This is a genomic window from Echinicola salinicaeni, from assembly GCF_014280965.1.
Classification (GTDB): Bacteria; Bacteroidota; Bacteroidia; order Cytophagales; family Cyclobacteriaceae; genus Echinicola; species Echinicola salinicaeni.
In genome coordinates, this window is sequence record NZ_JACODZ010000002.1 from 363,646 (window position 1) to 382,482 (window position 18,837).

An 18,837-nucleotide genomic window follows, 5' to 3' on the forward strand; every position below is an offset into this window, starting at 1 on the left:
TGGTACTTTCTCCTTTTCTCTTGGCCCTAACTATATCATAGTCAAAATAGCCATATTAGACATTTTCTTTACATCGTTTCCGACTTTTTACTAAAGTCTTTGGGCAATTCTCCGAACTGTTTTTGGAAACATTTGGAGAAATAAGATGGTGAATTAAAGCCTACTCTTTCACTTATTTCAGTGACTGTGAATTGACCTTCCAATAACATTTCAGCAGCTTTTTTGAGCCTGACCAAGCGGATATAGCCATTGGGGGTCATTTCTGAAACTCCCTTGATTTTTCGTAAAAGACTGGATTGGCTCATGCATAAGATTTCAGCCAGCTCATTTACTCCAAAAGTTTCATTGCTTAGGTTTTCCAAGATGGCTTCATTGGCTTGGGAAAGAAACTCTTCATCGGCACGTGTATAGGCAATGGTATCCACATTGACCATTGGTTGGTTGGCAAAAGCCCTTCTTATTTGATCTCTGTATTGAAGTAGATTCCTTACTTGTAGACTGAGATGATCAATGGAGAAGGGTTTCTCAATATATACATCAGCACCATGCTCCATTCCTTCAATTTTAGATTGAAGGTTGTTTTTAGCTGTCAGCATGATGAATGGTATATGGCTAAAATTGATATCAGATTTTACTTTTGTACAGAGTTCAAAACCATCCATTACAGGCATCATTACATCACTGATGACCAAATCAATAGGTTTGTTACTTAGTATTTTAATTGCTTCTTGACCATGCTCCGCTCGATGAACATGGTATTGGTTTTTTAGTTGGTCATAGATAAACCTTTGTAATTCTTTATTGTCCTCAACGATAAGCAAAGAAGCTTTATGGGAACTGGTCTCTTCATTTACTATAGGCTTAGCAGCATCTTTTTGTTGTTCAGCTGGCGAAGTAGGTGCGGGAGCAGGTTCATTAAGATGAATGGTATTTTCCTGTTTGATGGGCAATTCAAGAACAAAGGTGTTTAATTTATTGGATTTAGCATCCACATATAATTTTCCACTGTGCATTTCCGCCAATGATCTTGCCAGTGGTAGTCCCAAACCAGTACCTGCGGAAGCTCTCTTGTTTTCATGTCCATCTAGCTGATAGAAGGGTTCGAATATTTTTTCCTGTTTATCTGCTTCGATGATTTGGCCATCATTGCTGACCTGGATTTGGAATTGCCCCTTAATAGGAGCAATAATAGTTTCCACCTGTACAATGCTATCAGCATGTTTTATGGCATTTGAAAGCAGGTTGCTGAGGATTTTCGTGAAAGCTTCTTTGTCTATATCTGCGAAGAAAGGGGCTTCATTTTTTACTAAATGGAAATTAATATATTGTTGTTCCGCACTGGTTTTGAATCGAACAAATATGTCTTCAATAAGTTGCCCTATTTCAATTCTGGTAAAACTGAGTAGAAATCCTTTTTGTTCCGTTTTACGGAAATCCAGTAATTCATTGCTAAGATCGATAAGCCTGTCGGTATTTTTATTCATGATCCCTAGGCTTTCTTTGATATCATTTGGATAAGCATCTGTTTTTTTAAGGATGCTTTCTAGTGGGCCTTTGATCAAGGTTAAGGGTGTTCTGATTTCATGGGTGATATTGGTGAAAAATTCGATTTTGGATTGATAGACTTCTTTTTGTTTTTCGTCTTCCAATTTCTTAAAAGCCTCTTGCTGCCTTTTTATGATTTTATTTCTCGAGGCCCTCAAAATAAGGAAAAGGATTAAAATCGCTAATAAAACATAAGTAATATAAGCCCAGCCTGTCTTCCAGAATGGGGGTAAAATAGTAATGTGGAGCAGACCTTCACGATCACTCCATTCCCCAAAAATATTCGCTGATTTAACCCTGAGTGTATAGTCTCCGGGGGGGAGATAGGAGTAGTTGATGCGTTGGTTTTGACTGAGCTCAGTCCATTCCTGATCAAAACCTTCCATTTTATAGGCATATGGTTTGGCATCTGAAGCTGTATAACTCAAGGCTGCAAAGTCAAAGCTTAGGGAAGATTGATCATGATCCAGTGTTATCGAAGATGTTTTGGTAATAGATTTTTCCAAAACGGATTCCTCGCCACCGATGTTTACTGGGTTATTGAAAATCTGTATGCCTGTGAAGACCACTGGAGGGTCATATTCATAAGGTTTGAAATCCCTTGGATCAAAAGAGATAAAGCCATTTAAGCAACCAAAATATAGTGTCCCGTCGTTTGCCCTGAAACCACTTTTATAATTGAAAGGAGAGGGCATAAGGCCATTGTCTTTGGTGAAAAGCCTGAATTTAGATGTTTGTGGGTTTAGTTCCATTAGCCCTTTATTACAACTCACCCATATGTGTCCAGAGATGTCCTCGAGGATTTTATAAACGGTATTACAGGCAAATCCAGTCTGACCGTTATAAACTGAGAAGTTGTCACTTTTCTCGTTATACCTACAGAAACCACCGCCCTCAGTAGCGATCCATAACCTGTTTTGACTGTCTATAAACAAGTTAATTATTGAGGGGTGTGGTAGACTATTAGGATCTTCTGGATTGGGCAAATACATCTTGGTTTCTCCAGTTTCTTGGTTATACCGAATCAGCCCATCAGAATAGGTGCCTATCCAGATATTTCCGTTTTTATCCTCTAATATATCATATATGAATTTATGGCCTATTTCTTTGGTGAAATGAACACTATTATTCTCTTCATCCAGTTTGAAAAGGCCTGTCACGGTTCCCAGCCAGACCTGCCCTTTTTTGTCTACTAATAAACTGTGGATTTCATTCTCTTCAGAAGGATTTTGATCACTTTTGAACCTAATAATTTCAACTCGATTGGTGTTTAAATTGATTTTATTGAGGCCTACAGCGAAAGTTACTGTCCCCACCCAAAGTTCATCTCCTCTTCTTGCCAATCCATGCACATTATGGTAGGATAAGCTATTGTTGGATTTACCGGGGAGGAAGTGTGTAAAGGTATTGGTTTTAGGATCATATTGATTGAGACCGGCGTCTTCAGTGCCGATCCAGATGGTACTATCATTTCCCTCAATAAACTGTCTTACCCTTTGACCACTGATGGTGTTCGAATTGGGAATTGGGTAGTGTTTTTCAAATTTAGTAGGATGGTTGGGCAGGAAGTTGACCCCTCCAAAATAAGAGCCTACCCACATTCCTCCTTCCTTATCTCTCTCTATACAGTATACGGCATTATCAGATATGGAATAAGGGTCGTTGAGGTTATGACGGAAATTTTTATATTTCTTTTTTTCTAAATCGAAAATGAATAAACCCGATTCAGAAGCAATCCAAAGTTCATTATTTGAAATCTTAAAGAGATCCCTGATTAATAAGTTTTTTCCATTAGTGGCTTTGGTGAGCAAAGGTTCGGCAATTCCGCTGCTTTTGTCCATCACCCATACCCCCGCATTTTTTGTTCCTAAAATTAGATTGGATCCATAGTCCTCTATATGTAGAACAGAGGCTTGTATTACTTCTTCATTGTTGAGGGTAGGGATGAACTTGTCTCTTTTGGGTAGGTATTTATATACCCCCAGTCTGGAGGCACTTATCCATATATCTCCTTTTTCATCTACCTCTACATTGGTGAAATTATTGTCTTCAGGTTCATTCTGACTTAAATTTTGGTATTGGACCAATTGGTCTTTTTCTATGGAGTATTTGAAAAATCCCTTATTATTAACAGCAAAGAGTATTTCGCCCGTAGGGGATTCTTTTATTTCCCCTACGTTGCCAGAGATATATTGACCATGGTTGGAAACCTTATTGAAATAAGTGAATTTTTCGGTATCCGAATCGTAAGTATACACACCATTTCCTGTGCCAACCCAAAGTGTACCTCTACTATCCTCAAACATTCCATAGATGAAGTTGTTGCCCAGCCCATGGCTTTGTTTTGATTCGGCATTGAATACTTTGAAATTATGCCCGTCATAACGGTTAAGCCCATTCTTGGTGCCAAACCACATGAAACCTTGCTGGTCCTGTATTACAGAAAACACGGTACTTCCAGAGAGTCCATCCTCCATATTGATATGCTCAAAATACCTTTCGTGGGTTTGTGCAATGCCAAAATGGGCGCTCAAAAGACTGAGGAATAATAAAAGGAGAGATTTGTAATTGGGGTGCATTGAAACTTAACTGGGTTTATTTGTTTTGCTAAAATACAAAAAAGGCTTATTCATAATTTAATACAATGATTTATTGCTAGTTATTTAAATGGATTGAAGGATTTTTTATAGTGCATGACGGATAGTTTTTATTAATGAAGTTTGTTGAAGGATTTTTCGGATTTAAAAGAATCCAAATGATGTCAATTTTTTTAGGTGTTCCTAGGGAAGGGGAGTGGTTTTAAAGTTGGGGTTTATTTATAAATATGGCTTTTAAATATGTTAGCAAGAGGGTTTGAACGAATTGGAAGCTTTGTAGGATAGCGTCTAACTGTACAGTATTCATTTAAAAAAAAGTCAAGTTTCGTGCTGCGGAATTCACGAAAGGGATAATAAAACCGGTGCTTTAGGTGCTGGGACAATGGAAAAATGGGGATAGCAGGAATTCTTGTGTTTAATGAAGGATTTGTGATAATCATTCTGATAGGCACTTTATACATTAGCAATGTCAAAAGACTGGCTAAATCTATTAAGTAGCTGGTATTTGATCAGATAGTTTAATTAACAGTTACTGTATTTCTACACAGGATATACTGAAACCCAAAATACATGAAGAATAGAACACCCTTTTTCTGGCCTACTCACTTCCTTTGAGTCAGTTGAAACAAACTGAAAGGCCCAATCAACTATAAAATTTCAGGAAAAGCTTTCTCCATTATGAATATAAATAGGAGAAATAATCGGAAGCGAGTTTTTTGGTAAATGAGCCTTAAAACTATGGTAACAGGAGTCGTCGTGCTTTCTGTTTAATATTTGGAGTAATAACCTTAACCCAAAACCTAATTATTAAATGAAAGAAAAATTACTAAGAAATGGCAGTTTGATTTTTATCCTGCTGTGTGGTTTGGTATTTTCTGCTTATGCCCAGTCGGGGAAAACAGTAGAAGGTACCGTAATTGAAAAAGAGACAGGGGAGCCTATCCCTGGTGTAAGTATCCTTGAAAGGGGTACATCAAATGGAACCGTCACCGGTGTAGATGGAGAATTTAAATTAGCGCTTCGTGGAGATAACCCATCAATCCGGGTTTCTTTTATTGGTTTCAGAACCATCGAGGTGGCCGTTGGTAATCAAAGCAATTTTGAGTTTGAACTTGAAAGTGAGCTTGGGGACCTAGAAGAGGTAGTTGTAGTTGGTTATGGTGAACAAAAGAAGGAATCCATTACGGGTGCTGTTTCCAATGTGACCAGTAGGGACATTGAGCAAGTACCAACGGCTACTGTTTCTGGTGCCTTGGCCGGTAAACTTCCTGGCTTATCCTTTAGAATGCCTGATGGTCGCCCAGGAGCCGGAGCAAATATCCAGATCAGGAATCTTGGGAATCCGCTTTTCGTAATTGACGGTATCCAAAAGGACCAAGGACAGTTCAATAACTTGGCCCCTGGTGATATCGAAAGTATCACCATCCTTAAAGATGCTTCTGCGGCGGTTTATGGATCTAGAGCGGCCAATGGTGTAGTCGTGGTGACTACCAAGAGAGGTAGTAGAGGAGAAAAGCCATCTATCAATATCAATGGCTATTATGGAGTCCAAAATTGGTCCAGGTTCCCTGAGGGTGTAAATGGTTATGAATGGATGCAGGGACGTGCTGAAGCTGATATGAACCAGTTCGGAAGTACCAATATCTCCCAAGATGAATTGGACAAGTGGAAAGCTGGAACAGAATACGGCTACCGTTCATTTGATTGGAGAGACTTTATTGTAAAAGGAAATGCTCCACAAAGTAATTTTAGTGCCAGTGTTTCCGGTGGTTCTGAAAAGACCAACTATTATCTGTCGCTTACGAGATTTGATCAGAAGTCAGTTTTCAGTGATGAGTTTGAGTTTAATAGGACCAATATCCAAGCCAATATCAATACTGATGTAACTGATCGCTTGACTATAGGAATGCAGATAAATGGCCGTTTGGAAAACAGGGAAAACCCAGGTGTACCAGGAGTGGATGATTATTGGCAGCCTCGTTTTGCATTATTCAGAAATCGTCCTACTGAACGTCCTTATGCCAATGACAACCCTGATTACCCAGCTAATATCAATAATATTGAAACCAACTGGGCATTGTTGAACTATGACCGAACTGGTTTTTATTCTGATTACTGGAAGAATATTCAGACCAACTTCTCTGCCGAGTATGATTTACCGGTGGAAGGTTTGAAGGCCAAGGGGCTTTATTCTTATTATTTTGCGGATAACTACCGTAACACATTTGAATATACTTATGATGTGTATGATTATCTTCCTGAAACGGATGAGTATATCAGAACCGGTGGTAATGATAACCCTTACAGGGACAGGAACCAACGTAAGATAGAAGAGACTGTAGGGCAATTCCAATTGAACTATGACAGGGTGTTTGCTGAAGATCACAAATTATCTGTTTTGGCCTTGTATGAAAGAATCCAAAGAAGGGATTATAGAAACTTTATTCACTCTGTGCCGACCAATAATTACTTGTCATTGGTACAGTTTGCGGATATGGACCAGTATGATGATTACGACTATGAGGAAGCAAGAATTGGTTATGTAGGACGTATCAACTATGAGTACAAAGGAAAATACCTTTTTGAAGTTGCAGCCAGGTATGATGCTTCTTGGAAATTCTCTCCAGAAAACCGTTGGGGATTCTTCCCATCTGTATCGGGTGGTTGGAGAATTAGCCAAGAGCCATTTATGGACAATATTGCTTCCAGCACCAATTTGGATGAGTTGAAGTTGAGAGTTTCTTATGGTGAACTGGGGGATGATAATATTGGGATAGGACCATTTGATTATATTCCGGGATACTCCTATGGTGTTTCCACTGTTATTATCGATGGAGAAAATGTTCAGGGATCAGCCAATAGAGGTAAGCCGATAGATAACCTTTCGTGGTATACCAGTAAGATGTTTGATGTAGGTATTGACTTTTCTTTTGGTGCAGGTAAAATCACTGGTACAGCGGATTATTTCCGTAGAAAAAGAGATGGCCTAAGGGATATAAGGGATGATGTATTCTTGCCACTTGAACTGGGCTATGGGTTGACAGACGAAAACTTAAGTAGTGATGCCAATGTGGCTTTTGACCTTGGTCTAAACTATAACGGTAAGGCAGGTGACTTAACTTATAGAATCGGAGGTACATTTGGCTATGCCAGAAGTAAATTCCTTTCTTCTTATAATCCTGTATTCAGCAGCTCTTGGGATCATTACAGAAGGTCTGGAGAAGACCGTTGGAATGGTATCTTCTGGGGCTATGAAATCGTTGGCCAATTCCAGTCTCAAGAGGAAATCAACAATTATCCAATAAACATCGATGGCCAAGGTAATGGTACTTTATTGCCAGGTGATTTGATCTATAAGGATGTGAATGGCGATGGCAAGATTGACGGATATGACGAGCGTCCTATTGGATATAGTCTGGATGGTCCTCCTAGTGTCAATTATGGTTTGAATATGTATTTCAACTATAAGAACTTCGATTTGACCATGGACTTCTCAGGTGGTTCTATGGCATCCTATCTGCAGAACTGGGAAATGAGATGGCCTTACCAAAATGGAGGGAACCTATTGGCCTATATGTATGATGACAGGTGGCATAGAGAAGATCCTTATGATCTTAACAGCGAGTGGATTCCAGGTTCTAGCCCTGCTTTAAGATTCAATGCAGGTGGCCATAGTAACTATAACAGGAATTCTACCTGGTGGCTGACCAATATCAAATACATAAGAATGAGAACAGCTTCTATCGGCTATACACTTCCTCCAAAGGTATTGAGCAAGCTGAAAATTGAAAGAGCAAGGGTTTATTTTACCACCTATAATTTGTTCTCTATAGATAATGTGCATCAGTTTGGTATAGATCCAGAAGTTAGAGATCCAAATGGTTTGCAGTATCCGCAAAATGTGAACATGAACTTAGGGTTTAACTTGACCTTCTAAAATGAAACTGGACATGAAAAAATACATATATAGCATTTTCGCATGCTTGATTTTATTCACGGCATGTAATGATGAAGAATTCCTTAACCGAGATCCTCAAAATATACTTTTGGAAGATCAGGTCTGGGAGAATGAGGATTTGGTACTGTCTGTTTTGGCAGATTTATATAATAGGCTTCCTGATTACCAGACCATAGAGAGATGGTGGGAGTTTGCCAATTTTGATGAGACTTTTGCTTCCAATGCCGGTGATTACTGGAGACACCAAAATGTAGATTATGGTTATGGTAACTGGGGCATGTGGGATTATGGTTATATCCGTGATATCAACTTGTTTATTGAGAAGGCAGAAAGAGCTGATCAGTTGGATTCAGAAGTTAAGGCACGTTTTATAGCGGAAGCTAAATTTATCCGTGCCATGGTGTACTTTGAGCATGTGAAAAGAATGGGTGGAGTGCCTTTGATCTTGGAATCATTGGAATATGATTTCAGCGGCGACCCTACTTACTTGCAATATGCAAGGGCCAAAGAGCATGAGGTATATGATTATATCATTGAGGAAATGGAAGCGATCAAAGGAGACCTGCCTGATGGTGGAACCAGATCAAGAGCTACTGTAGGAGCAGCGCTTGCCCTTGAGTCTAGAGCGGCCTTATATGCAGGTTCCATTGCCAATTATGGCCAGTTGACCCCTAATGTTTCATTGCCAGGTGGTGAAGTGGGAATTCCTGCTAGTATGGCAGATCAGTATTATACCATTTCACTGAATGCATCTGAAGAGTTGATGGGATTGGGAACTTATGAATTGTATCAAAATGATCCAGATCCATCAGAAAACTATGCCAATATTTTCTTGAACAAATCAGCCAATAATGAGGTGATTTTTGCCAAAGATTTCTTGGTTCAGGGTAGAACACATGGTTTTACAATAGATAATATCCCAAGATCATTGAGAGAAGAAAATACTTCAGGTGGAAAGATGAATCCATCTTTGAATTTGGTGCAGTCTTTCGAACTATTGGACAATACATTTGCTCCACTACCTACCACGGACGAGAATGGAGATCCTATTTACTATGAAAACCAATTGGATATTTTCGAAGGAAGAGACCCAAGATTGGCCGGAACAGTGATCCTTCCTGGTGCTAGCTTCAGAGGAAGCCAAGTAGATATCTGGGGTGGCTGGAAAACAACAGACGGTACTTTGATCACTTCAGATCAATTGGGAGGTAGAGGTACCTTGCCAAATGGAGAAAATGCACAGTTGGTAGGTTTTGATGGCCCTATTCCTAACTTGGAATGGTCTGCACAGGGTGGTTTTTACCTTAGAAAGTATGTGGATACTTCTGTAGGATCAGGACAGCGTGGTACTGGTAGTGCTGTATGGTGGATCCGTTTCAGATACGCTGAAATCTTATTGAATGCCGCTGAAGCAGCTTTTGAACTGGGAGATAATGCCAAGGCCGCTGCCTATATGAATGAAGTGAGACGAAGAGCAGGCTTCCCTACAGATTTGGCGCCATCAGAAATCGATTTTGATAGAATCGTTCATGAGAGAAAAGTGGAATTGTCTTTTGAAAATCATATCCTTTGGGATTATAAAAGATGGAGATTGGCGCATAGGGTTTGGAATGGTGAGTCGGTTGATTTGACCAATAACCCAGGTGATGCGGAGGCAGTAAGTACTCGTGTATTCGGTTTGAGACCTTATAAGGTGTATGATCCAGGAAGTCCCAATCATGAAAAGTGGGTGTTTGAAGAGTTTATACCGACTCCTGTATTCAACCCTCACAGGTTCCGTTTAGGGAATTACTACTCATTTATTGGGGATAATGTTAGGAATGCCAATCCAAAGATTGTTAGAAACCCTAACCAGTAAAAGGACCTTTAAATTATAGAATTCATGAAAAATAGTATCAAATATATAGCTGGGCTCTTTTGTATGACCTTGGGTCTGACATCATGCGAATATGATAACTATGATGAACCAAAGTTGCTTTTTGAAGGTAACTTGGTTTATCAAGGGGAGCCAATAGGCGTTAGCTACAATGACGTTTATTTTGAATTATGGGAAGAAGGTTGGCAAACTTTCGGAAATATAGGCGTATCGGTGGACCAGGACGGTTCTTTTTCGTCTTTGCTTTTCTCTGGTGATTATAAATTGATCATCCCTGCTAGTCAGGGGCCGTTTATGAGTATGACCAATACGGAAACCAATTCCGACACGATTCCTTTGAACTTAAGAGGAAGCCTAGATATGGATATAGAGGTAATGCCTTATTATATGTTGAGAAATGTTAGTATTTCTGGCAATAGCAATACGGTCAATGCTGACTTTTCTTTGGAGCAGATCATTACAGATGAAAACGCCAAAGGAATCAATGAGGTAGTGCTTTACTTAAGCAAGACTACCTTTGTGGATAGTCGTACCAGTATCAGTTCTTCCAGAATTGGAGGAGCTGATATAGCGGATCTAAACAATATCCAACTGAGCACTTCAGTGCCTGATATGACACCAACGCAAGACTATGTGTTTGCAAGAGTAGGTGTGCGCATTGATGGTGTGGAGGATATGTTGTTCTCTGATATCCAAAGAATTGATTTCTAATATTCAACTAAACCAGCTTGGATTGAGGTGTCGCCTTTCGACTCCGATCAAGGTGATACCTCCCTCCAAGCTGGTTTTATTTTTGATAATTGACCCTAAATAATTAACCTAATGAAATTACCATTACAATCGGTTTTTATATTTCTACTCTCTGTTGGTTTGGCAGGATGTAGCAGCAATGCACAGGAAACCATTCCTAATTACGATGACAGTGAGCCAGAGCAAGTTGAAGGTCAATATACCAATCCAGTTTGGGAACCTGTATTGGCGGATCCTACCTTAGTAAAGGACGGAGATTATTTTTATGCATATGGCACAGAAGATAATTGGGGCAATGAGGGTGGATATCACCTGGTGCCAGTGATCAAATCAAAAGACTTAATCCAGTGGGAATTGGTAGGGGATGCACTTAAAACCAAACCCACTTGGAAATCCGAAGGAGGCATCTGGGCACCAGATGTCAGTAAAGTAGGAGACCAATTTTATATGTATTATTCCTATTCAACTTGGGGGGATGCCAATCCCGGAATAGGTTTGGCCATAGCCGATTCACCTGAAGGCCCTTTTGAGGATTTTGGGAAAATTTTTGATTCAAATAGTATCGGTGTTAATAATAGTATTGATCCATTTTATTATGAAGAGGGAGGGCAAAAGTACCTTTTCTGGGGAAGCTTTAGAGGGCTTTATATGATAAAATTGGCTGAAGATGGCAAGGCTACAGTTGGTGAAAAGATCCAAGTAGCAGGAGACCATTTGGAGGCTACTTATGTATTTAAGAAAGAAGGCTTGTATTATTTATTTGGTTCATATGGATCCTGTTGTGAAGGTGCCAATAGTTCTTATCAAGTATGGGTCGGTAGATCTGATAAACTAGAGGGACCCTATTTGGACAAATCAGGAAATAGCTTGTTGGACGGTCATTATGGAGAGTTGGTTGTAAAGGGAAATTTAGGAAGTACTGGATTTGCAGGGCCTGGGCATAATGCAGAGATCGTGACGGATTCAGAGGGAGAAGACTGGTTGGTTTATCATGGTATGCTCAAGAGTAAGCCAAGAACTAATAATGGTACCAATAGGAGAACACTCCTCATTGATAAAATCATCTGGAATAATGGATGGCCTAGTCTATTCAGACAGGAGCCAAGTACTAAGGCAAATGATGGTCCACAGTTTTAGATTTAATATATAAGAGGTACACAAATGCACTTTCCAACCAAAATTTCAATATTTTTCATACTGCTTTTCCAAGCTTTTTTTGCCTTTGGACAAGTGAGGGTGGATTTGTCTGAGTTTAATGCCAATTCTGGAGCTACGGTAACCCAATCAAAACAATTACTAGAGATTACCTGGCCATTGGAAAATGGAAATAGCGCAGGTATTTCATTTAATCTTGATGGGAGAAGTGAACTGATTGATCAACTTCAAATAGCCAAAGATGGAGAAGTTTATCAAGTAGCAGAACAGCTGAGCCCCTTATTTATTTTGACTGTTGGAGAAAGGGATTTGAGTAAAGGCAGTGGATGGAATATATTTTTTGATAGAACGGCCTATAAGCCCTATGATACCTATAAAGCTACTTTGGATGCTGAAAGAATAAAGTTGATCAGTCAAGGAGCGCGAACCATTATTCAGGTGGATAAAATGAATGCCGGGAATTTTTCAGGACACTTGGAAATCAGCCTTTATCATGGAAGTTCATTGATGAATATGGCAGCGGTATTGAGCACTTCAGAAAATGCCAAAGCAATTATTTATGATGCAGGTTTGGTGAAAGAAAATAAAGCCTGGAATGAAGTTTTTTGGGCAGATACAGAGGATTATTTAAACTCTGATAAACCATTAGGTATCGATACGCCATCTAGGAATTTGGCCGTAAAATACCGCACCATCATCGGTGAAGGCGAGCAGGGGAGTTTGGCTGTTTTTCCTGCACCACACCAATATTTCTATCCATTGGATAATGCCTATAATCTTAAATACGTTTGGTATGGTAGCGATTACAGGGATATTGAACCGGGTTTTGGAATAGGTATCCGCCATGATATGATGGGAGATAGAAGGCATGTTCCTTGGTTCAATGCTCCTCCAAACACGCAGCAAAGGCTGAACTTTTTTGTCTATCTCAGCAATACCAAAGATGGTCAGATATTGGAAGAGGTAAAAGCTTTTACCCATGGAGATCAATATAAGCCAATTGCAGGTTATAGGACGATGGCAAGCCACTTTCATACAGAACATATGGATGATGTGCTTACCCATAAACCCATTCCCGATATACCTGGGCATGTGAAGGCCCTGCGCAGCATGGGAGTAAATATCATGCATTTGGGAGAATACCATCTTGCAGGTAACCCCAGAGATTTAGGACCAAAACGTTTGCCAGAATTACAATTGATGTTTGATGAATGCGCCAGACTTTCGGAAGCAGATTTTCTGATGCTACCAGGAGAAGAACCCAATGTTCATTTTGGAGGTCATTGGATGAATCTTTTTCCCAATCCTGTCTATTGGATTATGTCCAGGGAGGAAGGGAAGCCATTTGTGGAGGAACATCCTGATTATGGAAAGGTTTACAGGGTAGGTAACCAAGAAGAAATGCTAAAGTTATTAGAGACTGAAAAAGGCTTGGCCTGGACTGCCCATGCAAGAACCAAAGGCTCCACGGGTTTTCCAGATAAGTATAAAGAGGAAGCCTTTTTTCATTCAGACCGGTTTAATGGAGCTGCCTGGAAGGCTATCCCTGCAGATTTGTCCATTCCGAATATGGGCAGAAGGGTATTGGACTTGATGGATGATATGGCCAATTGGGGTGAAAGGAAATATGTGATAGGAGAGGCAGATCTATTTAAGCTAGAACCAGACTATGAGATTTATGGTCATATGAATATCAATTATCTTCAGATGGACAAGCTGCCTAAGTTCGAAGAGGGATGGCAACCTGTTTTAGATGCGATGGAGCAAGGGAAGTTTTTTGTAAGTACAGGGGAGGTTTTGATTCCTGAATTTTCTGTGGAGGGTAAAGGAAGTGGAGAAAGTATTCAGTTGAAATCAAATGGAAAGGCAGAGATGAAAGTAAAAGCAGAATGGACATTCCCTCTGAATTATGCAGAAATAGTTTCTGGAGATGGTGAGCAGGTTTACCGCCAAAGGATAGATTTAAGTGACACTAAAGCTTTTGATCATCAAGTTTTTGAATTTTCGGCAACGCTAAAAGGAAGAAAGTGGCTTAGGCTTGAGATATGGGACGTAGCGGCCAATGGCGCTTTCACCCAACCTATTTGGATAGAATAAATATAAATGAATTTAAATAAGAGACTATGATTGTTAAGATGAAAAATTGGGCACAAATCCTAGTAGGAGTTTGTCTTAGCTCTTTGGTAGGGTGTCAGGCACCTGAAGAAAAACAATTGGAGGCAGACTTGGCTACTATCAATGATATTAGGCCACCTGCATATCCATTAATTACGGTAGATCCCTATTTCAGTGTTTGGAGTATGGGAGATGAGCTTCATGGAGATGCTACTAGACATTGGACAGGAGTGGAAAATGATCTTCAGGGTATCATCAGGGTAGATGGAAAGTCCTATTATTTTTTGGGAGAGCCAGTAATAGAAACCAGGGCCGTATTACCACTGACTGGCATGAAAGAAACTTGGTCTTATTCTCTAGAAAAGCCAGCTGGAAAATGGAGCGAAATAGGTTATAAGGAAGGGAGCCAGTGGAAATCCACGCGTGGTGCTTTCACCAATGGAGATGATAGCCCAGCCCCTAATAAGTGGAATACAGAAAATATTTGGGTAAGGAGAAGCTTTGAGTTGTCCAATACTGATTTTCATGACATATTATTGAATATCCACCATGATGATAATATTAAAGTTTATCTGAATGGCGTTTTGGCTTATGAAAAAGAAGGTTGGGTGTCCAGTCCTGCTACATTTGCCATTAATGAAGAAGCCAAGCAAGCCCTAAAAGTAGGGGAAAATGTTATGGCCATTCATTGTGAAAATACAGTAGGAGGGGCATTTTTGGATGCTGGTTTGGTTGAAATACTTCCGCCATCCGTAGACATAGCCGTAGCCGAGCAAGTTCATTCCGAGGTGAGAGCGACTCAGACGCTTTATACTTTTGACTGTGAGGATGTGGAGCTTGAGGTGACCTTTACAGCACCTATGTTACCGGATAATCTGGAGGTGATGACCAGACCTGCCAATTATATCAGCTTTGAAGTACAGTCTAAAGATGGGGCAGAACATGATGTTCAAGTTTATTTTAGTGCTGCTGGAAATTTGGCAGTAAATACTTTGGACCAGGAAGTCTCCTGGGAAAGACCAGAAATTTCCGGATTACAAGTAATGAAGTTGGGGACGAGTGCCCAGCCTGTATTGAAGAAGAAAGGTGATAATATCAGGATTGATTGGGGATACCTTTATCTGGCAGCCAATGACAAGGAGAATACCACTTCTAAGATCGGTGTCAATACCGAGTCTATAGCTGATTTTGTTAAAAATGGTGAGCTGAGCAGCGCAGATGAAATGGATAAGCCACTGGCTTTAAATCAAAAGATGATCACACAGGCAGTTGCATTTGACTATGGTAAGGTTGGAAGCACCGCAAAAGAAAATTTTGTAACTCTGGCCTATGATGATTTGTATGCCGTTCAATTTTTTAAAGAAAATCTTAAAGCTTGGTGGAAAAAATATGGTATGAGTACAGAGGAAATGCTTCAAGCTGCCCAAAGTGATTATAGTAAACTGATAAAAGCCAGTCAAGATTTTGACCAACAATTATATCAGGACGCTTTGCAGGCTGGTGGAGCAGAATATGCAGCGGTATGTGCCTTGGTGTATCGCCAGGCAGTTTCAGCACATAAGACAGTGGAAGGCCCTAATGGAGAGTTGTTTTTCTTTTCAAAAGAAAATTTCAGTAATGGATCCATTGGTACTGTGGATGTTACCTATCCTTCAGCACCATTATTTTTGATCTATAACCCTGAACTCTTGAAGGGAATGCTAGAGCCAATCTACTATTACAGTGAAAGTGGAAAATGGGCTAAACCTTTTCCTGCTCATGATGTCGGTACTTATCCTTTGGCTAATGGACAAACATATGGAGAAGATATGCCTGTTGAAGAAGCCGGGAATATGTTACTCTTGACAGGGGCAATAGCCAAAGTGGAAGGAAATGCTGATTATGCTGCCAAGCACTGGGATGTAATGACCACTTGGGTAGAGTATTTGGCCAATGAGGGATTTGATCCAGCTAATCAGCTTTGTACAGATGATTTTGCAGGGCATTTGGCACATAATGCCAACCTGTCTGTGAAAGCTATCCTGGCCATTGCGGCTTATGGACAAATGGCGGAAACTTTGGGTAAACCTGAGCTGGCAGAAAAGTACACAGCCATGGCCAAGGACTTTGCCCAAAAGTGGATGGACAAAGCAGAAGATGGAGATCATTATAGTTTGACCTTTGACAAAAAAGATACTTGGAGCCAAAAATATAACTTGGTTTGGAACAAGCTGTTGGACTTAAATATCTTCCCAGAAGATGTGGCGCAAAAGGAAATCGCCTATTATTTGACCAAGCAGGAGGACTTTGGCCTGCCACTGGACAGCAGGAAAACTTATACCAAATCTGATTGGGTAATGTGGACCGCTACCATGGCTGAAGATGATGCAGATAAGAAAGCTTTGATCAAACCCATGTTTACCTATATCAATAAAACGCCTAATAGGATTCCTGTTAGTGATTGGCATGAAACCACCAATGCAAAATCAGTTGGCTTCAGGGCCAGATCTGTGGTAGGCGGTTACTTTATGCCAGTCCTAAAAGAGAAATTGTAATCATAATGATTATAAAGAAACACACCCTAATAACCAGTGCAGCCCTGTTTGCTCTCCTCTTTTCCTGTAAGGAGGAGAAGCAAACAGCTGCTGATATTACTTTGGTAGACAGAATTGACAGAACATCTGCCAATGAATATTAAATAAATAATAAGTATATCCGCAATTGCACCACTGGATTTTGAATAGTTTGATAATCTTTCAAAAAGCATATGAAAGTCCCGAGAAATCAGATTTTATTCCGTGCAAACCTGTCTTCCACCGGGTAGATCTGTGGAGTCTCCCGATAAATCGGGACAGACTGTGAGAAATAAAGCTACTGGTGTGAAAACTGATAATCAATATAAATAATCTATCAAACTTAAAATAAACCAAAACAGTAAAATGAAAAAAACAATCTTACTAGGAGCAGGCTTGTTATTAGCCCAATCCTTTGCCTGGGCCCAAAATGGAGCCTGGAAGCCTTCAGAAGGGAAGATCATGACCGAGTGGGCTGAGCAAGTAGATCCTGAAAATGTTCATCAGGAGTATCCAAGACCACAAATGGTCAGAGAAGATAATTGGCAGAACCTAAATGGTTTGTGGAGCTACCAGATCCAAGAAAAGGGAAATGATGTCCCAAGTTCTTATGAAGGAGAAATTTTGGTGCCGTTTGCAGTAGAATCAGCCCTTTCAGGTGTTGGGAAGACTGTAGGTAAAGACCAGGAATTGTGGTATAAAACCACTTTTGATGCCAAGAAATCAAGCAGGGAAAGAGTGCTATTGCATTTCGGTGCAGTAGATTGGGAAACTGAGGTTTTTGTCAATGGAAAATCTGTTGGTGTTCACCAGGGAGGGTTTACTCCTTTCTCTTTTGATATTACTGATGCCCTTAAGGGTAGAAGAAACAATGAATTGGTGGTAAGGGTTTGGGATCCAACTGATGAGGGACCTCAGCCTAGAGGAAAGCAGGTAAACAGACCTCACGGTATTTGGTACACCCCAGTGACTGGGATATGGCAAACTGTATGGACAGAAAATGTGCCGAATAGCCATATTGTAGCCACTAAAAACACCCCGGATGTAGACGCGGGTACATTAACTGTAGAGACCGAAGTGGCTGGTGCTCAGGCTGGTCAAATGGTGAAAGTAAAAGCTTTGGCCAATGGTGCTGTGGTAGCTGAAGAAGAAGTGGCTGTTGGAGATGCTGCTGTTCTAGCTATTGACAATGCCAACCTTTGGGAGCCTGGAAATCCATTCCTTTATGACCTTGAAGTGAGTCTTGTAAAAGGGAATAAGGTCATTGACGAAATTGATGGCTATGCTGCCATGAGAAAAATCAGTATGGAATTGGATGAAGATGGAATCCAACGCATGCTATTGAATGATGAATTCGTGTTCCAATATGGGCCGCTTGATCAAGGATGGTGGCCTGACGGACTTTATACTGCTCCAAATGAAGAGGCTCTGGTATTTGATATTGCAAAGACCCAGGAAATGGGCTTCAATATGATTCGTAAGCACGTAAAAGTGGAGCCGGCCAGATGGTATTATCACTGTGATAAAATGGGTATGTTGGTTTGGCAGGATATGCCAAGTGGGGACCATGGTAATAGATGGAACCCAAGACCGGGGGTAGCTGGAGTAGGAACAGAAAGAGAGCGTTCACCAGAGTCAGAAGCTATCTATAGAAAAGAATGGAAAGACATTATTGATGCCAATTATAACTTCCCTTCCATCATCGTATGGGTGCCATTTAATGAGGCTTGGGGCCAGTTCAAAACTGAAGAAATTGTAAAATGGACAGTCGCTTATGATCCTAGTCGTTTGATCAATGGCGCCAGTGGTGGTAACTTCTTCCCAGTTGGTCAGATCATTGATTTACATAACTACCCAGATCCAGCTATGCCAAGTCCTAGATTGTTTGGTAAGGACATGGTACTTACTTTGGGAGAATTCGGTGGTTTAGGATTGCCAGTTGATGGCCATACCTGGCAAGACAAAGACAACTGGGGCTATCAAAGTTTTAAATCTGTAGGAGAACTAGAGGACAGGTATGCGAAGTTGATGAATGATTTGGAGAAATTGATCCCTATGGGACTTTCTGCTGCTGTTTATACGCAAACTACCGATGTGGAAGTAGAAACTAACGGTTTGATGACTTACGATAGAAAGGTGATTAAATTAACACCAGAATTCTTGAAAAAGGTACATCAAAAACTGTATGAAGCGAAATAAAGTTTAGGATTAGTAGCATCTGCAATTAGTAATAGGGATTATTATTAGATAATGCAGATAAATTAAAAAACCGGGAGAACGATTAGATTC

General features: G+C 40.3%; 9 protein-coding genes. 8 read left to right on the top strand and 1 reads right to left on the bottom strand.

Annotation, left to right across the window (positions count from 1 at the left end; translation table 11 throughout):
- Positions 1-68: 68 nt before the first annotated feature.
- Positions 69-4,079, bottom strand: coding sequence for a hybrid sensor histidine kinase/response regulator transcription factor (locus tag H7U17_RS04845; protein ID WP_230981270.1), 4,011 nt, complete (start codon positions 4,077-4,079; stop codon positions 69-71).
- Between the two features lie 874 nt (positions 4,080-4,953).
- Between H7U17_RS04845 and H7U17_RS04850 the strand changes: the two genes are divergently transcribed.
- The 8 genes from H7U17_RS04850 (at position 4,954) to H7U17_RS04885 (ending at position 18,747) form a co-directional block, all read left to right on the top strand.
- Positions 4,954-8,079, top strand: coding sequence for a SusC/RagA family TonB-linked outer membrane protein (locus H7U17_RS04850; RefSeq protein ID WP_186755459.1), 3,126 nt, complete (start codon positions 4,954-4,956; stop codon positions 8,077-8,079).
- 13 nt (positions 8,080-8,092) lie between these two features.
- Positions 8,093-9,958 carry a RagB/SusD family nutrient uptake outer membrane protein gene (locus H7U17_RS04855; RefSeq protein WP_186755461.1) on the top strand — a complete coding sequence of 622 codons (1,866 nt, stop codon included), beginning with the start codon at positions 8,093-8,095 and terminating at the stop codon, positions 9,956-9,958.
- 24 nt (positions 9,959-9,982) lie between these two features.
- A complete protein-coding gene (locus H7U17_RS04860) occupies positions 9,983-10,687 on the top strand; it encodes a DUF3823 domain-containing protein (RefSeq protein WP_186755463.1) in 705 nt (234 codons plus the stop codon).
- A gap of 111 nt (positions 10,688-10,798) precedes the next feature.
- A complete protein-coding gene (locus H7U17_RS04865) occupies positions 10,799-11,863 on the top strand; it encodes a family 43 glycosylhydrolase (protein WP_186755465.1) in 1,065 nt (354 codons plus the stop codon).
- Positions 11,864-11,887: 24 nt separating this feature from the next.
- The gene (locus H7U17_RS04870; protein ID WP_230981272.1) at positions 11,888-13,978 is read left to right on the top strand and encodes a CehA/McbA family metallohydrolase domain-containing protein; all 2,091 of its coding nucleotides are present in this window, start codon (positions 11,888-11,890) and stop codon (positions 13,976-13,978) included.
- A gap of 26 nt (positions 13,979-14,004) precedes the next feature.
- Positions 14,005-16,530 carry a glutaminase family protein gene (locus tag H7U17_RS04875; RefSeq protein ID WP_222439138.1) on the top strand — a complete coding sequence of 842 codons (2,526 nt, stop codon included), beginning with the start codon at positions 14,005-14,007 and terminating at the stop codon, positions 16,528-16,530.
- Between the two features lie 5 nt (positions 16,531-16,535).
- Entirely contained in the window at positions 16,536-16,673 is a 138-nt protein-coding gene (locus H7U17_RS04880) for a hypothetical protein (RefSeq protein ID WP_186755467.1), read from the top strand.
- Positions 16,674-16,914: 241 nt separating this feature from the next.
- On the top strand, positions 16,915-18,747 hold the full coding sequence (locus H7U17_RS04885; protein ID WP_186755473.1) for a glycoside hydrolase family 2 protein: 1,833 nt from the start codon (positions 16,915-16,917) through the stop codon (positions 18,745-18,747).
- The last annotated feature ends 90 nt before the right edge of the window (positions 18,748-18,837 follow it).